The sequence below is a fragment of the Streptomyces sp. NPDC101237 genome (assembly GCF_044767465.1).
In the GTDB taxonomy this organism is placed as follows: domain Bacteria; phylum Actinomycetota; class Actinomycetes; order Streptomycetales; family Streptomycetaceae; genus Streptomyces; species Streptomyces gramineus.
Window position 1 is genome coordinate 44,400 of sequence record NZ_JBIWNY010000008.1, and the last position, 15,857, is coordinate 60,256.

General features: G+C 72.1%; 15 protein-coding genes. 4 read left to right on the top strand and 11 right to left on the bottom strand.

Going from position 1 to position 15,857, the window contains the following annotated elements; all coding sequences use genetic code 11:
- Window positions 1-11: 11 nt before the first annotated feature.
- Window positions 12-536 (bottom strand): 5-(carboxyamino)imidazole ribonucleotide mutase, encoded by a 525-nt coding sequence (gene purE / locus ACIRQ9_RS14695; RefSeq protein ID WP_404171870.1) that lies wholly within the window; start codon window positions 534-536, stop codon window positions 12-14.
- Window positions 533-1,672, bottom strand: a complete 1,140-nt coding sequence (locus tag ACIRQ9_RS14700; RefSeq protein ID WP_351935585.1) for a 5-(carboxyamino)imidazole ribonucleotide synthase — start codon at window positions 1,670-1,672, stop codon at window positions 533-535. Before ACIRQ9_RS14700 ends, purE begins: the two co-directional genes overlap by 4 nt.
- Before the next feature lie 207 nt (window positions 1,673-1,879).
- On the opposite strand from ACIRQ9_RS14700, the gene ACIRQ9_RS14705 reads away from it, so the two are divergent.
- Entirely contained in the window at window positions 1,880-2,389 is a 510-nt protein-coding gene (locus ACIRQ9_RS14705; RefSeq protein ID WP_404171873.1) for a GtrA family protein, read from the top strand.
- A 3-nt stretch (window positions 2,390-2,392) separates the two neighbouring features.
- Here the strand turns inward: ACIRQ9_RS14705 and ACIRQ9_RS14710 are convergent, their stop codons facing one another.
- Both ACIRQ9_RS14710 and ACIRQ9_RS14715 read right to left on the bottom strand, forming a co-directional pair.
- Window positions 2,393-3,667 carry an ATP-binding protein gene (locus ACIRQ9_RS14710; protein WP_404171876.1) on the bottom strand — a complete coding sequence of 425 codons (1,275 nt, stop codon included), beginning with the start codon at window positions 3,665-3,667 and terminating at the stop codon, window positions 2,393-2,395.
- Between the two features lie 114 nt (window positions 3,668-3,781).
- Complete coding sequence (locus ACIRQ9_RS14715; RefSeq protein WP_007382513.1) at window positions 3,782-4,459, bottom strand: response regulator transcription factor; 678 nt, start codon at window positions 4,457-4,459, stop codon at window positions 3,782-3,784.
- 492 nt (window positions 4,460-4,951) lie between these two features.
- Between ACIRQ9_RS14715 and ACIRQ9_RS14720 the strand changes: the two genes are divergently transcribed.
- Window positions 4,952-6,448, top strand: a complete 1,497-nt coding sequence (locus ACIRQ9_RS14720) for an oligopeptide:H+ symporter (RefSeq protein WP_404171879.1) — start codon at window positions 4,952-4,954, stop codon at window positions 6,446-6,448.
- 123 nt (window positions 6,449-6,571) lie between these two features.
- Here the strand turns inward: ACIRQ9_RS14720 and ACIRQ9_RS14725 are convergent, their stop codons facing one another.
- From ACIRQ9_RS14725 to ACIRQ9_RS14750, 6 genes are all read right to left on the bottom strand, one after another.
- Window positions 6,572-7,873 (bottom strand): hypothetical protein, encoded by a 1,302-nt coding sequence (locus tag ACIRQ9_RS14725; protein WP_404171882.1) that lies wholly within the window; start codon window positions 7,871-7,873, stop codon window positions 6,572-6,574.
- 2 nt (window positions 7,874-7,875) lie between these two features.
- A complete protein-coding gene (locus ACIRQ9_RS14730) occupies window positions 7,876-8,943 on the bottom strand; it encodes a hypothetical protein (RefSeq protein ID WP_404171885.1) in 1,068 nt (355 codons plus the stop codon).
- Complete coding sequence (locus ACIRQ9_RS14735) at window positions 8,940-9,788, bottom strand: hypothetical protein (protein WP_404171887.1); 849 nt, start codon at window positions 9,786-9,788, stop codon at window positions 8,940-8,942. The genes ACIRQ9_RS14730 and ACIRQ9_RS14735 overlap by 4 nt, the downstream gene beginning before the upstream one ends.
- Before the next feature lie 29 nt (window positions 9,789-9,817).
- On the bottom strand, window positions 9,818-10,516 hold the full coding sequence (locus ACIRQ9_RS14740; RefSeq protein ID WP_404171890.1) for an LPXTG cell wall anchor domain-containing protein: 699 nt from the start codon (window positions 10,514-10,516) through the stop codon (window positions 9,818-9,820).
- 137 nt (window positions 10,517-10,653) lie between these two features.
- Window positions 10,654-11,172: an ATP-binding protein gene (locus tag ACIRQ9_RS14745; RefSeq protein WP_404171893.1), complete on the bottom strand. Its 519-nt coding sequence runs from the start codon at window positions 11,170-11,172 to the stop codon at window positions 10,654-10,656.
- A 173-nt stretch (window positions 11,173-11,345) separates the two neighbouring features.
- A complete protein-coding gene (locus ACIRQ9_RS14750) occupies window positions 11,346-11,741 on the bottom strand; it encodes an STAS domain-containing protein (protein ID WP_404171896.1) in 396 nt (131 codons plus the stop codon).
- A 294-nt stretch (window positions 11,742-12,035) separates the two neighbouring features.
- Between ACIRQ9_RS14750 and ACIRQ9_RS14755 the strand changes: the two genes are divergently transcribed.
- Both ACIRQ9_RS14755 and ACIRQ9_RS14760 read left to right on the top strand, forming a co-directional pair.
- Window positions 12,036-12,941 (top strand): RNA polymerase sigma factor SigF, encoded by a 906-nt coding sequence (locus tag ACIRQ9_RS14755; RefSeq protein ID WP_404171899.1) that lies wholly within the window; start codon window positions 12,036-12,038, stop codon window positions 12,939-12,941.
- A gap of 213 nt (window positions 12,942-13,154) precedes the next feature.
- On the top strand, window positions 13,155-14,663 hold the full coding sequence (locus ACIRQ9_RS14760) for an RICIN domain-containing protein (RefSeq protein ID WP_404171902.1): 1,509 nt from the start codon (window positions 13,155-13,157) through the stop codon (window positions 14,661-14,663).
- Window position 14,664: 1 nt separating this feature from the next.
- On the opposite strand, the gene hutI is transcribed toward ACIRQ9_RS14760, so the two are convergent.
- Window positions 14,665-15,843: an imidazolonepropionase gene (gene hutI / locus ACIRQ9_RS14765; RefSeq protein ID WP_404171905.1), complete on the bottom strand. Its 1,179-nt coding sequence runs from the start codon at window positions 15,841-15,843 to the stop codon at window positions 14,665-14,667.
- Window positions 15,844-15,857 lie beyond the last annotated feature (14 nt).

The following is a 15,857-nucleotide window of genomic DNA, read 5'->3' on the forward strand; positions in this document are numbered from 1 at the left end:
TTCCCGGTGTCCTACTTGCCGAAGCCGAAGCTGTTCGAACTGCTGTCGACCTTGGACCGCAGGCGCTTGCCCTTCTCGGCCGCCTGGTCGTTGAGGTCCTGCTGGAAGTCCCGCATGCGCTGCAGCAGCTCCTCGTCGTGCGTGGCGAGGATGCGGGCGGCCAGCAGGCCCGCGTTGCGGGCGCCGGCGACCGAGACCGTGGCGACCGGCACGCCGGCCGGCATCTGCACGATCGACAGCAGGCTGTCCATGCCGTCCAGGTACTTCAGCGGGACCGGTACGCCGATGACCGGCAGCGGGGTGACGGAGGCGAGCATGCCCGGGAGGTGGGCCGCTCCCCCGGCACCCGCGATGATCACCTTCAGCCCGCGCTCCGCCGCCTGCTCGCCGTACGTCACCATCTCGCGCGGCATGCGGTGGGCCGAGACGACGTCGACCTCGTACCCGATCTCGAACTCGTCGAGGGCCTGGGCGGCGGCCTCCATGACGGGCCAGTCGGAGTCCGAACCCATCACGATGCCAACAACGGGGCTCATTCGGTGATCGTGCCTCTCAGGTAGCCGGCAGCGTGACGTGCGCGTTCGAGAACGTCGTCCAGGTCGTCGCCGTAGGTGTTGACGTGACCGACCTTGCGGCCGGGCTTCACGTCCTTGCCGTACATGTGGATCTTCAGTCTGGGGTCGCGGGCCATGCAGTGCAGGTACGCGGAGTACATGTCGGGGTAGTCGCCGCCGAGGACGTTGACCATGACCGTCCACTTCGCGCGCGGGCGCGGGTCGCCCAGCGGGAGGTCGAGGACCGCGCGGACGTGGTTGGCGAACTGGCTGGTGATCGCGCCGTCCTGGGTCCAGTGGCCGGAGTTGTGCGGGCGCATCGCCAGTTCGTTGACGAGGATGCGGCCGTCGCGGGTCTGGAACAGCTCGACGGCGAGGTGGCCGACGACGCCCAGTTCCTTGGCGATCCGCAGCGCCATCTCCTCGGCCCGCAGGGCGAGGTCCTCGTCCAGGTCGGGTGCGGGCGCGATCACGGTGTCGCAGACGCCGTTCACCTGCCGGGACTCGACCACCGGGTAGGCGACGGCCTGGCCGTGCGGGGAGCGCACGACGTTGGCGGCGAGTTCGCGGACGTAGTCGACCTTCTCCTCGGCGAGGACGGGCACCCCGGCCCGGAACGGGTCGGAGGCCTCCTCCGCCGTCTCGACGACCCACACGCCCTTGCCGTCGTAGCCGCCGCGGACCGTCTTGAGGACGACCGGGAAGCCGTCGCCCTCGGCCGCGAACCGGACCACGTCCTCCGGGTCCGCCACGATCCGGTGGCGCGGGCAGGGGATGCCGATCGCGTCGAGCCGCGCGCGCATCACGCCCTTGTCCTGGGCGTGCACGAGAGCCTCGGGGCCGGGGCGCACGGGGATGCCGTCCGCCTCCAGGGCCCGCAGGTGCTCGGTGGGCACGTGCTCGTGGTCGAAGGTGATCACGTCGCAGCCGCGCGCGAAGGCACGGAGCGTCTCCAGGTCGCGGTAGTCGCCGATGACGACATCGCTCACCACCTGGGCCGCGGAATCCTGGGGAGTGTCACTGAGGAGCTTGAACCTGATGCCCAGCGGGATGCCTGCTTCGTGCGTCATACGCGCGAGCTGGCCCCCGCCGACCATGCCGACTACCGGGAACGTCACACCCCCAGGGTATCGGCCATGCAGGAGTGGCCGGATTCCGCGGCCGCGACCCGTGCTCTTACCGACCGCTTCGCCGCCTCTTGACCCGCTTTTCCGGTGTTCTTTCCAAGCCGTTCCCGACCTGTGTCGCCATCCACGGGCATGGGACATACTGGATCGTTAGCATGGCCGGGTCGCCAATACCTACGGACGGGAGCCCGCACAACCATGGAACGTGGTTCCTCGGGGCTGCAACGGCTCGTACGCGAGGTCGCGAAGTTCGGCGCCGTCGGCGGCGCCGGCATTCTCGTCAATCTCGGCGTCTTCAACCTGGTCCGGCACCTCACCGAGCTCCCGGTGGTACGGGCGAGCGTGATAGCCACGGTCGTCGCCATCGTCTTCAACTACCTGGGCTTCCGCTACTGGACGTACCGGGACCGTGACAAGGGCGGCCGCACCAGGGAACTCACCCTGTTCCTGCTGTTCAGCGCGGTGGGCCTGGTGATCGAGAACGGTCTGCTGTACCTGGCGACCTACGGCTTCGGCTGGGACAGCCCGCTGCAGAGCAACGTCTTCAAGTTCGTCGGCATCGGTGTGGCGACCCTGTTCCGCTTCTGGTCGTACCGCACCTGGGTGTTCCAGGCGCTGCCGGCCCGGGAGACGGTCGCCGACGCCGAGGCGATCCTGGAGCGGGCCGCCGACTCCCGTGCGCCGAAGCCCCGGCAGCGGGTCTTCTGACCGCTAGCGGACCGTCGGGCGGTCGTCGTCGGGCGGCTTGTGGGCCGGCGGGGTGCGGGACAGGAACAGGCCGAACACCGGCGGCTGGGCCTGGAGCAGTTCCAGACGGCCGCCGTCGGCCTCCGCGAGGTCACGGGCGACCGCCAGCCCGATCCCGGTGGAGTTGCGGCCGCTGATCGTCCGCTCGAAGATCCGGTTGCCGAGGTCGGCGGGGACTCCGGAGCCCTCGTCGGTCACCTCCACGACCGCCTGGTTGCCGGTGACCCGGGTGCGCAGGGCGACCGTGCCGCCGCCGTGCATCAGCGAGTTCTCGATCAGCGCGGCCAGCACCTGCGCGACCGCGCCGGGCGTGCCCACCGCCCGCAGATGCCGCTTGCCCGAGCTGACGATCGCCCGGCCCGAGCTGCGGTAGGCGGGCCGCCACTCGGCGAGCTGCTGCTGGATGACCTCGTCCAGGTCGAAGGAGACCGCGGAGCCGGTCCGCGGGTCGCGGGAGTTGGTCAGCAGCCGCTCCACGACGTCCGTCAGCCGCTCCACCTGGGTGAGCGCCACGTTCGCCTCCTCCTTCACGGTGTCCGGGTCGTCGGTGAGGGTGATCTCCTCCAGACGCATGGACAGCGCGGTGAGGGGCGTGCGCAGCTGGTGGGAGGCGTCCGCGGCCAGCCGCCGCTCGGCGGTGAGCATCCGTCCGATCCGCTCGGCGGAGGAGTCCAACACGTCGGCGACCCGGTCCAGCTCCGGGACGCCGTAGCGCTTGTGGCGGGGGCGCGGATCACCGGAGCCGAGCCGTTCGGCGGTCTCGGCGAGGTCGGTGAGCGGGGAGGCGAGCCGGTTGGCCTGCCGGATGGCCAGCAGGACCGCGGCGATCACGGCGAGCAGTGCGACGGCCCCGATGATCAGCAGGGTGCGGCCGACCTCCCGGGTCACCGTGGAGCGCGGCTCCTGGACGGTGACCCGCTCGCCCTCCTCGCCGTTCACCGTGGAGTGGATGACGTCGCCCTCGGGCCTGGTGCCCAGCTCGATCGGCGTCCTGCCCGGGATCCCGATGACGGCGTACTGGTCCTTGCCGACCTGGGTGCGCAGTATCTCGGCGGTGACGTTCTCGTCCCCGAGGATGCGGCTGTCGACGATGCTGGCGAGCCGGAGCGCCTCGGAGTCGACGCGCTCCTGCGCGCTGTTGCTGATGGTCCGCGACTCGACGATCACGAGGGACACGCCGAACACCGCGATGACGACCAGGACGACGGCGAGGGTGGACTGGATCAGACGACGACGCACAGGACTCTCCGAGGGGGGACTTCAGCGCCCCGGCAGGGACGCGGGGAACTGCGCGACCGGCCCCGCACGACGGTCCGTCACACCGTGTGACCTACCACCCACGGCGATCCGCGTTCAGCTCTTCTCGAAACGGAACCCGACCCCACGCACCGTGGCGATGTACCGCGGGTTGGCCGCGTCGTCGCCGAGCTTCTTGCGCAGCCACGAGATGTGCATGTCGAGCGTCTTGGTCGACGACCACCACGTGGTGTCCCAGACCTCGCGCATCAGCTGGTCACGGGTGACGACCCGGCCGGCGTCCCGCACCAGCACCCGCAGCAGGTCGAACTCCTTCGCGGTGAGCTGGAGTTCCTCGTCGCCCATCCAGGCCCGGTGCGACTCGACGTCGATCCGCACCCCGTGCGTGGCCGGCGGCTGCGCGGGCTCGGCGGCGCCGCGGCGCAGCAGCGCCCGGACCCTGGCCAGCAGTTCGGCGAGCCGGAAGGGCTTGGTGACGTAGTCGTCGGCACCCGCGTCCAGACCGACGACGGTGTCCACCTCGTCGGCGCGCGCGGTCAGGATGAGGATCGGCACGGCGTGGCCCTCGGCACGCAGCCGGCGCGCGACCTCCAGGCCGTCCATGCCGGGCAGGCCCAGGTCGAGCACGACCAGGTCGATACCGCCCTGCATTCCGGCGTCGAGTGCGGTGGGGCCGTCCTCGCGCACCTCGACCTCGTAACCTTCCCGGCGCAGTGCGCGGGCCAGCGGCTCCGAGATGGACGCGTCGTCCTCGGCGAGCAGTACACGGGTCATGAGGTGATGGTAGTCCGACTACGCGCTGTGCCGGGGTGTGATCGGCTTCAGGGATTCTTACCTTGGGGCACAGTGGTACGAACCTGTGAGCGAGAGGCGAGACGGGGGTAGGGGCCTTCGAATGCGGGCACCCGGTTCCCCCGACACCTGTGATCCGTGTCTCAAGTCCTTCCATATACGGCGGTGTCCTGACGTACAGTGACGTGAACGCCTGTAGTACACCCGGGGACCTTTGGTGGGCTTCTTGACACTGAAGGTCTCTTTTGTGTGCGGGTCGGCCCCGGCCGGCCTCGAAAGGAATGACCTCTGGCCGGGCTCCGGACGCGACTCAGCGTCACGGAGTGTGGATCCCGGTGGTCGCCGTCCGCCGCTCCGTGAACCGGGGCGGACTCTCCCCGGGCGTGGGGTGGACGGTCCGACCCGCCGGTGCCGGCCGCTCCCCCCACGGGCGCGTACAGCCCCACCGCGCGTCCCGACCAGCAAGGAACGACCATGGCGTCCAGCCTGACGAAGGACTCGGTCCGACCGGGCACCCCCGGTTCCGAGAAGACCTTCTTCGGCCACCCCCGCGGACTGGCCACTCTCTTCATGACCGAGATGTGGGAGCGTTTCTCCTACTACGGCATGAAGGCCCTGCTCCCGCTGTACCTGGTCGCTCCCGGCGGCCTGCACATGAGTGCGGCCACGGCGACGGCGATCTACTCGGTGTACCTGTCGCTCGTGTACCTGCTCGCCCTGCCGGGCGGCTGGTTCGCCGACCGTGTGCTCGGTCCCCGCAAGACGGTCGCCGTCGCGGGCGCGATCATCATGCTCGGCCATCTGACGCTGGCGCTGCCGAGCGCCGGTACGTTCTTCGGGGGCCTCGGCCTGGTCGCCATAGGCTCAGGCCTGCTGAAGGCCAACATCTCCACGATGGTCGGTCACCTGTACGGCGGCCCGGACGACCCGCGCCGTGACGGTGGCTTCACGCTCTTCTACATCGGCATCAACCTGGGCGCCTTCGCCGCGCCGCTGATCATCGGCACCGTCGGCGAGAACTACAACTGGCACCTCGGCTTCGCGCTGGCCGCGCTCGGCATGGCGCTGGGTCTCGCCCAGTTCCTGCTCGGCACGCGTCACCTCAGCTCGCGTTCGGACATCGTCCCGACGCCGCTGTCCGCCGCGGAGAAGAAGGCGACGCTGACGAAGGCCGGCCTGTGGGCCGCCGTGGCCGCGGTCTTCTACATCGTGGTCGGTGTCTGCGGCGTCTACACCCTGAACTGGCTGCTGGTGCCGATCACGATCGCCGGTCTGCTGATCCCGGTCGTCGTCATCGCCCGCATCAAGCGCGACAAGGACCTGGACCGCGCCGAGCAGTCCAAGATGAGCGCGTACATCTGGTTCTTCGTGGCCGCCGCCGTCTTCTGGATGATCTACGACCAGGGCGGTTCGACCGTCTCCCTGTTCGCCGACGCGTCCGCGAAGAACACGATCTTCGGCTGGAACTTCCCGGTCTCCTGGTACCAGTCCGTCAACCCGGTCATGATCATGGCGCTCGCGCCGGTCTTCGCCTGGGCCTGGCTGGCGATGGCGCGGCGCGGCAAGGAGCCGAGCACGGCGGTGAAGTTCGCCGGCGGCCTGGTGCTGATCGGTGCGTCGTTCTTCCTGTTCCTCGCGCCGCTGTCGATCGCCGACGGCGGTCACAAGGCCGCGGCGATGTGGCTGGTCGGGATCTACTTCGTGCAGACCGTGGGCGAGCTGATGCTCTCTCCGGTGGGTCTGTCCGTGACGACGAAGATGGCGCCGGCGAAGTACGCCTCCCAGATGATGGGTGTGTGGTTCCTCGCGGTCACCGCGGGCGACGCGACGACCGGTCTGCTGTCCCTCGCGGGTGTCGACCTGAACAAGACGGGGATCGTCACGCTCCAGGCGGCGCTGGCGGTGCTCGCCGGTGCGGCGGTGTTCATGTACCGCAAGAAGGTCCGCGAACTCATGGGTGACGTTCACTGATCCACTGATCGTCTTCTGACAGAGGGCCACCGCATTCCTCGGAATGGGGTGGCCCTCGTCGTGTCCCGGCCAACGGCCGGTGGGGGTCGCTCGCGCAGTTCCTCCCCCAGCGCCCCTAGGGCATCACCTCGTCCTCTTTCGGGGCATGAAGGTGAACACCGCGCCGCCCAGGAGGATCGCCGTGCCCGCCACCAGTCCGAGCGCCTTCACCGCGCCGTTGCCGGTGTCGCCGGTCTCCGCGAGGCCGCCGCTGCCGCTCGAACCGCCCGCCGAGCCGCCGGACGTCGACGTACCGCCCGCCGCGCCGCCCGCCTGCTCGGTCGTGTCCAGCGTCAGCGACACCTCCGACCTGGTCGGCGTGCAGGTCGTCGTCGTACCGAGGGCGTCGACCGTCAGGACGCCCGGCGAGAGCGTCGACGTGCCGCTCGCACCCGGCTTGTACGTGCCCGTCAGGTTCGGGATCTCGATGGGGTCGCCGGACTTGATCGGGGCGGAGTTGGCGGGGCCCTCCACGTGGACCGTGCCCTTGTCGGCGCCGCCGAGGACCACCTCCATGGACGGCTTCACCGAGTCCGCCGGGATGTCCGCGGGGCTGTCCATCACCGATCCGTCGAACTTCACGGTGAGGTCGAAGCTGCCGCCGTTCCTCCTCGCGTCGATCTGCACCGGCGAGGTCGCGTTCTTGTCGCCGATGGGCGTCTTGCAGGCGTAGGGGACCTGGACCTGCTTGCCGGTGAAGTCGGTCTGGCCGGTGCCGTCGGAGGACGAGGCGGACGGGGACGGCGACGCGGACGGCGGCGGCGAGTCGGAGGGGCTCGCGGGCGCCGACGGGGAGGCCGGGCCGGTGTCGGTCGGTGTCGGCGACCCGCTGGAACCGCTGCCGGTCACCTCGATCGTCGCGGCCTTCGGCACGGCCGCCGACGGGGTGCACACGGTGTCCGTGCCGAACGCGTTGACCTTGTAGCCGTCCGGGGTGAGCGTCACCTCGCCGGGTGACGTCAGTTTCAGCGTGCCGGTCATGTCGGACAGCACCATGTCGCCGCCCTTGGGGATCGCCGGGTTCTCGCGCGGGCCCTGCAGGGCGAGGTCGGCGGTCTGCGCGCCGGCCGCCTTGAGCGTGCCGGACGGCTGGACCGAGTTCGCGGGCAGGTCGATGATGTCCGGGTTCTTGGAGGCGGCCTGCACGAACTTCCAGGTGATGTCCACCGTGTCACCGACCTTCGCGGTGGCGGGCGCGGTGATCTCCACCTTCGTGGTGCCGTCGACGGGGTCGGCGACCCCGGCGGGCGGTACGCAGTGGGTCGCGAACGACACCTCGGCGGCCTGCGCCGTCCCGGCGGCCGCGCCCAGCAGCAGGCCCGCCCCGCCGAGGACCAGCGCGGCCGCCGCCGCACCCGCTCCGACCGGTGTCACTCTCCTTCGCATGGTCACGTGGTTCCCTTCCTGGTGGGAGTCGTGGGACTCGTGGAACTGTCGTCGTGCGGTGCGGAGAGCCGGGCGGCCGCCATGCCCGGGTCGTTGTCCGGGGTGAACCACGGCAGGGTCGAGGTCGTGTCGGGCGCGGGCTCCGGGGCGCGCAGGCGCGGCAGGCGCAGGGCAGGGCGGGACACGCCCCGGTGCCGGAGGCCGCCGGCGCGGGGCGGCCGGAGCCGGTCCACCACCGCCATGCCGATGCGGAAGACGGCGGCCGGCACGACCACGCAGAGCAGGATCCAGAACAGGGTCACGCCCCAGGGACGGCCGACGCCCCAGGGCTGCTCGGCCAGGACCCTGCCGTCGTACCGGAGGGAGACGGTGTAGTCGCCGTGCGCGCCGGCGGAGAGTTCGACGGGCAGTTCGACCCGGGCCTTCCTGCCAGGGGCGAGGGTGCCCCGCCACTGCTGCTCGTCCCACTGGGGGGCGAACACGCCGTGCGCGGTGCCGACGTGGAAGACGGGGTCCTTGAGCGTGCTGGAGCCCGCGTTGCCGATGGTGAAGACGAGGGTGCGCGAGGGCGGTGCGCCGAACCAGGTCAGCAGGCCCGAGGAGCCGTCGAGGCGGGTGTCGGTGAGGACGGCGAGGCGTCCGCCGGTGGGTTCGGCGGGCAGTGGCCGCACCGGGTGCCCGGCGACCTGGAAGACGGCGTCCGCCTCGGCCTTCGCACCGGTCACGGTGGCCACGTGCACCACGCAGGGGCAGGGCACCGGCGGTTCGCTGACCGGGAGGCGTCGGTCGAAGCCGCCGTTCGCGCCGGTGGTGACCGCGCGTCCGTCGGCGTTGGCGCAGGAGTTGGTGCCGCCTGTCACGCCCCGGGCCGGGGTGGCCCGGCCGCAGATCAGGATCATCAGCAGGGTGTGCGGCCGCCAGCCGGTACCGGTGACGGTGATCGAACCACCGGTGCCGGCCTGCGGCTCGGAGACCTTGACGGCCGGTCCGGCGGCCGCTGCCAGGGGCGCCAGGAGCAGCGCGAACACCGCCGCCAGCGCCGTCGATATCGCGATCGCACGCGCTCTCACCGCGCCGCTCCCGTCAACTCGGCTTCCTCGGAAAGGGGTTCGCCCGGACGCTCACGACGGCGTGCCCGCAGGCGTAGGGCCGTCACGGCGACGGCGGCCGCCGACGCACCCGCGACGCCCGCGACCGCGCCCCGGGGCACGAACCGCGCCCGGGTGCCGGCCGTGTCGTGCGCGCCGCCCGCCGCCGTCGCCGTCAGCCGGACGTCGACGGCGTCCAGGGCGGGGTGGCCCGGCCAGGGCTCGCTGAGACGGGTGCGGCTGCCCGGGGCGAGGCGGACCGGGAGGGTGCGCGGAGCCCGGTCGAGGAGGTCGCGGCCGAGGACGCCCTCCGCGTGCACCGCGAGCCTCGGCACGAGCACGGTCGTCCCCCGGTTGACCAGCTCGTAGCCGATGCGGTCGCCGTGTACGGCCACGTGCTCGACGGTCAGCGCGGTCAGGGCGGGGCCTCCGACGCGCAGCCGGACGCGGACGGTGGCGGTGCGGCCGTCGGCGTCCTCGGCGACGAGCGTGCCGGGGCGGTCGCCCGGGGCGGCGGCGGCCGGGACGGTCACCGTGAAGGGGACGTCGGCCCGGGTGCGGGCGGGCACGCGCACGTCCGGGGCGGCGAAGGCGACCCGGACGCCGGTGCCGGACAGCCGGACCGTCACCGGGTGCCCGGCGCGGTTGGTCACCGACAGGGTGTCCTGGAGGACGGATCCGGGGGCGCCCTCGGCGTAGAAGGACGGGCGGCCGCCGCCGGACGGCGCGACCGACCAGCTTCCGGCCGCCGCCGCGGGCGCGGCGGCGGCGAGCAGGGCCGGCACGGCGAGGCCGAGCACACGGAGGGCGGACTGGGCGGACGGCATGGGCGGCTCCAGCGGTCGGACCCTTCGGGTCAGCGGCGTACGGGCTGGTTCCGCCGGGTCAGCCACAGGGCGCCGGCCGCGCCCGCGAGCAGCACGGTGCCGCCGAGGGTGCCGAGCGCGACGAACGAGTCCTCGGGGCCGGTCTTCGGGAGGGTGCCCGCCGAGTCGGCGCCGGTGCCGCCGGACGAGGATCCGGAGCCGGTGGTGCCGCCGCCGGCGGCGCTCACGTCCAGGGTCAGGGACGGGCCCGGGTTGTTGCCGGGGGTGCAGGTCGTGGTGGTGCCGAGCGCCTTGATGGTGAGGACGCCCGCCGTGAACGTCACCTTGCCGCTCTTCTTCGGCGTGTAGGTGCCGCTCAGGTCGTTGATCTTGATGGGGGTGTTGGCGGGGATCGCGGCCTGGTTGGGCGAGCCGGTCACGTTCAGGGTCCCGGAGTCGGCGCCGCCGAGCCTGACGGTGGCGCTCGGGCTCATCGCGCCCTTGCCGAGTTCGACGGGGCTGGAGGAGACGCCCTTCTGCCAGGACATCGTGATCTTGTAGCCGCCGCCGCTCCTGACGCCCTTGATGTCGATCGGGGAGACGGCGCTCTTGTTCCCGATCGGCGTCTTGCAGGAGTAGTCGACGTCGACGACGGTGGCGTGCGCCGTCGGGGCGGCCAGCAGCACCGCCGAGCCGGCCAGGGCCGCGGCGGACGCGAGCACGGCGGTGCGTTTCGGGTACGACGGCACGGTCGGTCCACCTCATTCGCTACTGACGAGGTATCAGATTCGGCCGTCAAGGTACGCCGGGGCCCCTGAGGAGGGAAGAGAAAGGGAGTGGCGGAAGTGTGGGGACGCCGATGCGTCCCCGGTGCGCGCGCCCGCCGTTACGCGGGCGCCCCCAGCTCCGCCCAGACGGTCTTGCCGGTCTCCCCGGACGCGCGGACGACCCCCCAGTCCAGGCACAGCCGCTGCACGATGAACATTCCGTGTCCGCCGGGCCGTCCCGCCTGGTGCGGGGTCCGCGGCGCCGGCTGCCCGGCCCCCCGGTCGGACACCTCCACCCGGATCACCTTGTTGTCGCAGGCCAGGAACAGTTCGTCCGGGCCCTCCGCATGCAGGCAGGCGTTGGTGACCAGCTCGGAGACGACGAGCAGGACATCCTCGGCGGCGGCCCTGCGCTCGGCGGACTCGGCCGGCAGCCAGCCCCACGCGTACAGCGCCTGGCGGGTGAAGTCGCGGGCCATGGGTACCACCCCGCTCTCACCGGCAAGGCGCAGCCTGCGGACCTGACGACCCCCCGACGAGGCGGGCGGCACGTCGGCCGCCGCCGCCTCGGACATCCCGGAAACGCCGCTGGTCTCCGGGCCGCGGTCGCCCGGCGGGTAAGGCCGGGTGGTGCTCATCAGCGCTTCACCTCACCGTTTCACCGGTTCACGATTCACAATTCCACGTTGCTGCACTTCGTACGGACCTGTCGAAGCGGCTCGCTCGACCGCGGCCGATCGGCCGCCGACAGATCTCTCCTGCCCTGGCGACGCGCCGGGACACCCCCCGGTTGCGAACACCGGATCCGGACTCAGCTCTCGTCGCCGGTCGGGCCGGCCTCGTCGGCCAGGGCCGCTTCGACGGAGTCGTGGACGGTGAAGACCGCCTCGGCCCCGGTGATCTCGAACACCCGGGCGACCACCGGAAGCATTCCGGCGAGGTGCACCCCGCCACCGGCGGCCTCGGCGCGCAGCCGGGCGCCGAGCAGCACGTTCAGTCCGGTGGAGTCGCAGAACTCGAGGCGCGAGCAGTCGACGACAAGGCGTGAGAACCCCTTGTCGAGGAGATCGTCGAGCGGCTCGCGCAGCAGGTCGGCGGTGTGGTGATCGAGCTCACCCGCCGGAATCACGACGGCGCTGGGGCCCTCTTGACGCACCTCCACCAGAAGCCGGCCCGACTGTGCGCTGCCGACCGTCCCGTGGTCCATTGCCGTCTCTCTCCCGAGGTCGTGACCGCTTTTGTCACCGTCTGACCGATGTCTGACGATGCCCACCGATGTCTGCCGAACGCCGTGTCGACGCCCTCGAACATTACGCCTTCTCCACGCACTCCGACACCCGAACAACCTCCCACAAACGGACAAATGACAATAGAACGGACTTGCGAGTGGCTCGGCGGAGCGGGTAGGCCTAGTAGGGACACGAAAACCGACACGGCCGGCTTTGGAGGCGCCGCACTCCGCAGTGCACGCACGGCTTCGGCAGCCTTATCGCCGAGAACGATGGAGGACACCATGTCACCCCGGCTCGACGCATCGCATACCCGGACGGCGACGTCGACACCCCCACCGGAACACCTGGATGCCATCGAGGGATCCGTCGCGGATCTGGACCTCCCGGAGATCCCTCCGTTCGACGAGGTCGACGCGGTCGACGCACGAGCCCTGTCCAAGACCCTCTTCGAGCGGCTGGAGTCGCTGGAGGAAGGCACGTACGAGTACTCGTACGTACGCAACACGCTCGTCGAACTGAACCTCGCGCTCGTCAAGTTCGCCGCCTCCCGGTTCCGCTCCCGCAGCGAGCCGATGGAGGACATCATCCAGGTCGGCACGATCGGCCTGATCAAGGCGATCGACCGCTTCGAACTCTCGCGCGGTGTCGAGTTCCCCACCTTCGCGATGCCTACCATCATCGGCGAGATCAAGCGGTTCTTCCGCGACACGTCGTGGTCGGTACGCGTCCCGCGCCGCCTCCAGGAACTCCGGCTCGACCTCGCCAAGGCGGGCGACGAACTGGCCCAGAAGCTGGACCGCTCCCCCACCGTCGCGGAACTCGCCGAGCGCCTCGGCCTCTCCAACGAAGAGGTCGTCGAGGGCATGGCGGCCTCCAACGCCTACACGGCCTCCTCCCTGGACGCACAGCCCGACGAGGACGACTCCGAGGGCGCCCTGGCCGACCGCATCGGCTACGAGGACCACGGCCTCGAAGGCATCGAGTACATCGAGTCCCTGAAGCCGCTGATCGCCCAGCTGCCCTCCCGGGACCGGAAGATCCTCTCGCTGCGCTTCGTCGGCGGCCTGACCCAGTCGGAGATCGGCGAGGAGCTGGGCATCTCGCAGATGCACGTCTCCCGGCTGCTGTCCCGCACCCTGGTGCGGCTGCGGAAGGCCCTGACGCTCGACGAGTGACTCCGGCGACACCCGAGGCCGACGGCTGCGGGCGCACGGGGACCGGCCGCCCCGCGCGCCCGCAGTCGTGTGCCGGGCCGGTCCCGGGGCCCCGCGGCACTTTCCGGCCGCCTCTTTTCACCAAAGGCCTCCCTCGCGCCCCACCCACACCTCAAACTGGCCGGTACGTCAGCAGGGACGGGCCCGCGGCGGGCCGGCGCGAAGGGGTGCAGCATGGTGCAGGACAACCCGCCCCCGGACGCCCGCCTGACCGAACTCCTGCGCGCACCCGCGGCCACCGCCTATCCGGCCCTCCAGGAACTGCGCGCCCGCCACCACGCACCGGTCCTCGGCCACGCCCGGCTCTGCACGGCCGGCGACGCGGCCGCCCACCGGCTCACCGCGCAGACCTTCGCCACCGCCGCCAGGGACATCGCACGCGGCGCCGAGCCGGTCGTCCCGCTCCGCCACCACCTGCTCCTGCTGACCGCCCGCCTGGCCGCCGACTGGGCGCGGGACGAACGCTCCGCCGCCCTGGACCCGGCCCTCCTGCTGGTCCTGAACGCGACCGGCAGCCCCGAGCCGCCCACCCCGCCGCTGCTCGCGCCGTTCCGGTCGCTGCCCTCCCGCACCCAGGGCCTGATCTGGTACGGCGTGCTGGACCAGGAGCCGCCGGCCCGGACCGCCGTCCACCTCGGCCTGACCCCCGAGGACGTCCGGTACGGCACCCCGCCCGCCCTCCAGTCGCTGGCCCGGGCCTGCCTGCGCGACCGCCTCGCCGCGTCCGACGACCCGCGCTGCGCGGACTTCCGCCGCCTGATCGAGGAGTCGGTGCGTCCCGAGAACCCGCGGCACAGCGCCGACCTGCACGCGCACATGGCCCACTGCCCGTACTGCACGGCCGCGTTCGAGGACCTGACCGCGCTCAGGGACGGTCCGCGCACGGCCCTGGCGGAGGGTCTGCTGCCCTGGGGCGGCGCCGCCTACGTACGCCGGGAGACCTCCGCACCGGCGCCCGCCGCCGACGCCGCCCCGGACCACGGGCGCCGCTCCCCGTCCCGCCGCGTCCTGCTGACCTCGACGGCGCTGGGCGTGGCGCTCGTACCGCTGCTGCTGGTGCTCCTGAACCGTCCCGCCCCCTCCGCCGACGGCCCGGCGGCCGCGACCGCGGCGCCACCGGCCACCCCGCAGGTGACCGTGACCGCGACGGCGACCCTCTCCCCGTCGCCCTCCCCCACGAAGTCCTCGCACCGCCCGGCCCCGACCACGGCGCACTCGGTGCCGCCCACCGCGACCCCGACCCGCTCCGCCGCGCCGCCCCCGTCGCCCGCTCCGAGGCCGCCGGGCGCCGGCTACGCCCAGGTCGTGAACGCCGCCACCGGACGCTGCCTGGACGTCCGGGACGGCGACTTCGACGACGGCACCGACGTCGTCACGGCCGCCTGCTCGGACTCCGGCACCCAGCGCTGGCGGGTCGACGCCGGCCGGGGCGTGCTGCAGTCCGCCGCCGACCCCGACTTCTGCCTGGACAGCCGGGGTTCGGTCGACAAGGGCGTCGGCATCTGGTCGTGCTCGTCGGTGGACGGCGGCCACGGCGCCAACCTGCGCTTCACGGTCCTCTCCGACGGCGAGATCCGCCCGGAGATCGCCCTCGAGACGGCCCTCGCCCCGGACGGCGACGGGCTCTCCCTGGATCCGGTGGACGACGGCACGGCCCAGCGCTGGCGGGCCGGGGCGCGCTGACTCAGCCGGCGACGCGGACGCCCCGGCGCCACACCCCGGCGACCAGCGGGACACCCGGCCGGTAGGCGAGATGGACGTGGCTCGGCGCGTCCAGCAGGGTCAGGTCGGCGCGGGCGCCCGGGGTGAGCCGGCCGATGTCGTCCCGGCGCAGGGCCCGCGCGCCGCCGGCCGTCGCCGACCACACCGCCTCGTCCGGGGTCATGCGCATGTCCCGGACGGCCAGCGCGATGCAGAACGGCACGGAGGAGGTGAAGGAGGAGCCCGGGTTGCAGTCCGTGGACAGGGCGACGGTCACGCCCGCGTCCAGGAGGCGGCGGGCGTCCGGCCACTGGGCCCGGGTGGAGAACTCGGCGCCGGGGAGAAGGGTGGCGACGGTCCGGCTGTTCGCCAGCGCGTCCACGTCGGCGTCGGTGAGGTGGGTGCAGTGGTCGGCGCTGGCCGCGTCGAGTTCGACGGCCAGCTGGACGCCGGGCCCGTAGGAGAGCTGGTTGGCGTGGAGGCGCGGGGTCAGGCCCCTGGCCCGGCCCGCGGTGAGGATCGCGCGGGCCTGGTCGCCGTCGAAGGCGCCCTTCTCGCAGAAGACGTCGATCCACCGGGCGTACGGGGCGCAGGCGTCGAGCATCTCGCCGGTGACCAGGGCGACGTAGGCGGCCGGGTCGTCGGCGTGGTCCGGGGAGACGATGTGGGCACCGAGGTAGGTCACCTCGTCGGTGTGGGCGGCGGCGATCCGCAGGGCGCGCGCCTCGTCCTCGACGGTCAGGCCGTAGCCCGACTTCGTCTCGAAGGTGGTGGTGCCCTGGCGGAGCGCCTCGGCGAGGTAGTGGGTGAGGTTGCGCTCCAGTTCCTCGTCGGTCGCCGCCCGGGTCGCGGCGACCGTCGTGCGGATGCCGCCGGCGGAGTACGAGCGGCCGGACATCCGGGCGTTGAACTCCTGGGTGCGGTCGCCCGCGAAGACGAGGTGGGAGTGCGAGTCCACGAACCCCGGCAGCACCGCCCGGCCGCCCGCGTCGACCCGGTTGTCGGTGGCGGGTGCTTTGCCGGACTCACCGATCCACACGACACGGTCGCCGTCGATGACGACGGCCGCGTCCCGGATCAGGCCGAGCGGGGAGTTGTCACCGAGGGAGGGGTCGTTGGTGACCAGCGTGGCGATGTCGGTGATGGCGGTGCTGCTGCTCATGGTGTCCTCGTGGG